The sequence below is a fragment of the Flavobacterium sp. genome (assembly GCF_035456225.1).
In the GTDB taxonomy this organism is placed as follows: domain Bacteria; phylum Bacteroidota; class Bacteroidia; order Flavobacteriales; family Flavobacteriaceae; genus Flavobacterium.
In genome coordinates this window covers 1-2976 of the sequence record NZ_DATIDM010000153.1, presented here as the reverse complement: position 1 = coordinate 2976, position 2976 = coordinate 1, and the positions used below count along the sequence as shown (strand labels likewise).

The window sequence follows — 2976 nt, the reverse complement described above, 5'->3', positions numbered from 1 at the left end:
TAACCCATTCTGCTTAATTAAAACAGAATTAAAATTTTTATTCATAAATGTTTTTAATTCAAAAAAAATTTTAACTTTATCACAAGTATAAATAATTATTAATTCTTAAAAATTAAACAATGAAAAAAACACTTTTAGCTTTAGCTTTCGTTGGAGCATTAATGGTTTCTTGTAAAGAAAAAACTGAAGAGAAAATGGAAGAGGCAACTGATGCTGCTGCAACTGAAATGGTTGAAACTGTAGATACTGCTGCTGCTGCTGTTGAAGCTGTTGCTGATACTGCAACTGCTAAAGCTGCTGATGCAACTGCTGCTGGTGCTGCTAAAGTAGAAGAAGCTGCTAAAGAAGTTTCAAAAGACGCTAAAAAGTAATTTAAGGCCGGTTTATCCGGCCTCTTTTTATTTGCAAAACAACCTAACGTTATACAAAAACTCCCAAACCATTACTGATTTGGGAGTTTTTTATTTAGCAAGTACTTTTCTGATTTTCTGTTCCCATTTCCAGGCGCTGGTCAATGCTTCTTCCAATGTCGATTGGGCTTTCCAGTTCAAAACAGCGTTGGCTTTATTGGTATTTGCATAGGCAACGGTAATATCTCCGCTTCTTCTGCCTACAATTTTGTATGGTAATTTCTGTCCGCTCACTTTTTCAAAAGCTTTAATAACCTCCAAAACAGAACTTCCTTTACCGGTACCCACATTAAAAACTTCAGCTTTTTCTGTGTTTTTTTTCTGTAGTAAACGCTGTAATGCCACCACATGCGCTTTTGCCAGATCCACCACATGAATATAATCTCGAATACAAGTTCCGTCCGGAGTTGGGTAATCATCTCCAAAAACAGACAATTCCTCTCGCAGACCAATCCCTGTCTGGGTGATAAACGGCACTAAATTCTGTGGAACTCCTATTGGCAATTCACCAATTTCGGCACTCGGATGAGCTCCTATCGGATTAAAATAACGCAGCAAAACAGCATTGATATTGGATACTTTTACAACATCTTTAATTATTTCCTCTCCTATTTGTTTTGTATTCCCGTAAGGCGACACAGCTTCCTGAATAGGAGCATCTTCTGTAATAGGCATTTTTCCGGCCTGACCGTAAACGGTACAAGAAGAACTGAAAATAAAATTAGCCTCATTTTTTTTCTCCAATTCCTGAAGAAGATACACCAGAGAACCAATGTTATTTTCGTAGTATAGGAGCGGATTCTCTACACTTTCCCCTACCGCTTTTGAAGCCGCAAAATGAATCACACCCGAAATATCCGCGTGACGTTTGAAAAAATCCTGAACAGCACTCTTTTCACGCAAATCCAATTTCTCAAAAGCCGGTGTTTTTCCGGTGATTCTTGAAATACCTTCCAAGACCTCTATCGAAGAATTGGACAAATCGTCTATAATCACAACATCAAAACCCTGATTTTGCAATTCTACCGCCGTATGCGATCCAATAAAACCCAATCCTCCTGTTACAAGTATTTTCATTGCCCCTTACCTAAAATTCAACAAATAACTGTGATGTTATAAAAATAAGCCTTATAACTTACTTTTTGAAAAATTCAAGAACAGAATCGACGATAAAACCAATTTGTTCGTCATCTAACTCGGTATGCATCGGTAATGATATTACTTCTTTTACCAGTTGATTGGTTACCGGGAAGTCCTCCTCTTTGTATCTCGTATCCAAATACGCTTTCTGACTGTGCAACGGAATCGGATAGTAAATAGCGCACGGAATTCCTTTTGCCTGAAGGTGATCCATCAACGCATCACGGTTCGCATCAATAATTCGCAATGTGTATTGGTGAAAAACATGCCAATCACATTCATCCGGGATAACCGGTGCAATAATATTTTTATGTCCTTCAAATCCTTTTGAATATTTTCGGGCAGCATTCTGTCTTGCTTCGTTGTACAAATCCAACAGTGGAAGTTTAGCATTCAAAACCGCCGCCTGAACACTATCCAAACGTGAATTCACACCAACCACGTCATGATGGTAGCGAACGTACATTCCGTGATTTACGATTCCGCGTAGTGTGTGCGCCAGCTCATCATCATTCGTAAAAATTGCTCCTCCGTCTCCGTAGCAACCTAAATTTTTAGACGGGAAGAATGACGTCGCCCCTACGTGACCAATAGTTCCTACTTTTCGTTTCGAACCATCTCTTCCGGTGAAGTTTGCGCCAATTGCCTGTGCATTATCTTCGATTACATATAGATTATGTTCTTTGGCGATATCCATGATGGCATCCATATTGGCCGCACAACCGAACAAGTGTACCGGAACGATTGCCTTTGTTTTAGGGGTAATCGCTTTTTTAATCGCTTCAATTGAAATGTTCATGTTATCCATTTCCACATCCACTAAAACCGGTGTAAGTTTTAACAAAGCAATCACTTCAACGGTTGCCGCAAAAGTAAAATCGGCAGTAATCACCTCATCTCCAGGCTGTAAATTCAACCCCATCATAGCAATCTGCAACGCATCGGTTCCGTTAGCGCAAGGAATCACATGTTTAACACCCAAATAGTCCTCAAGACTCTTCTGAAATTGTTGCACTTGCGGTCCGTTAATATAAGTATTGGTGTCTAAAACCTCCTGAATAGAAGCGTTTACGGTATCTTTTATTTTTTCGTACTGACTTTTTAAGTCAACCATCTGTAATTTTCTCATTTTGAAAAGTCTATTTAAAACAAGCAAAAATACGAATTAAAGTAGAATGATTTAAGGATAATAAAAAGAAACCGTATTTTAGCGCGACAAAAGAAAAGTTATGTTTTTCCTCTATAATTTAGTGGTTCGAATAGCCGGTTTTCTGTTGCAGATTGTAGCATTGTTCAGCCCGAAAATAAAACTATTCGTTGACGGACGCAAGTCGGTTTTAGCCACACTCTCTTCGAAAATTTCAGCTTCCGATAAAACCATTTGGTTCCATGCGGCCTCGCTTGGCGAATACGAACAGGGAATTCC

3 protein-coding genes and 1 pseudogene are annotated in these 2976 nt (G+C 38.8%); 2 read left to right on the top strand and 2 right to left on the bottom strand.

Annotated elements, in window-relative coordinates:
* Positions 1 to 119: 119 nt before the first annotated feature.
* Entirely contained in the window at positions 120 to 371 is a 252-nt protein-coding gene (locus VLB74_RS09045; protein ID WP_325203131.1) for a hypothetical protein, read from the top strand.
* 90 nt (positions 372 to 461) lie between these two features.
* Here VLB74_RS09045 and galE read toward each other — a convergent pair whose 3' ends face one another.
* Both galE and VLB74_RS09035 read right to left on the bottom strand, forming a co-directional pair.
* Entirely contained in the window at positions 462 to 1487 is a 1026-nt protein-coding gene (gene galE, locus VLB74_RS09040; protein WP_325203130.1) for a UDP-glucose 4-epimerase GalE, read from the bottom strand.
* 58 nt (positions 1488 to 1545) lie between these two features.
* Positions 1546 to 2679, bottom strand: coding sequence for a DegT/DnrJ/EryC1/StrS family aminotransferase (locus VLB74_RS09035; protein ID WP_325203129.1), 1134 nt, complete (start codon positions 2677 to 2679; stop codon positions 1546 to 1548).
* Between the two features lie 100 nt (positions 2680 to 2779).
* Between VLB74_RS09035 and VLB74_RS09030 the strand changes: the two are divergent.
* Positions 2780 to 2976, top strand: a pseudogene (locus VLB74_RS09030) (3-deoxy-D-manno-octulosonic acid transferase); the annotation flags it as partial.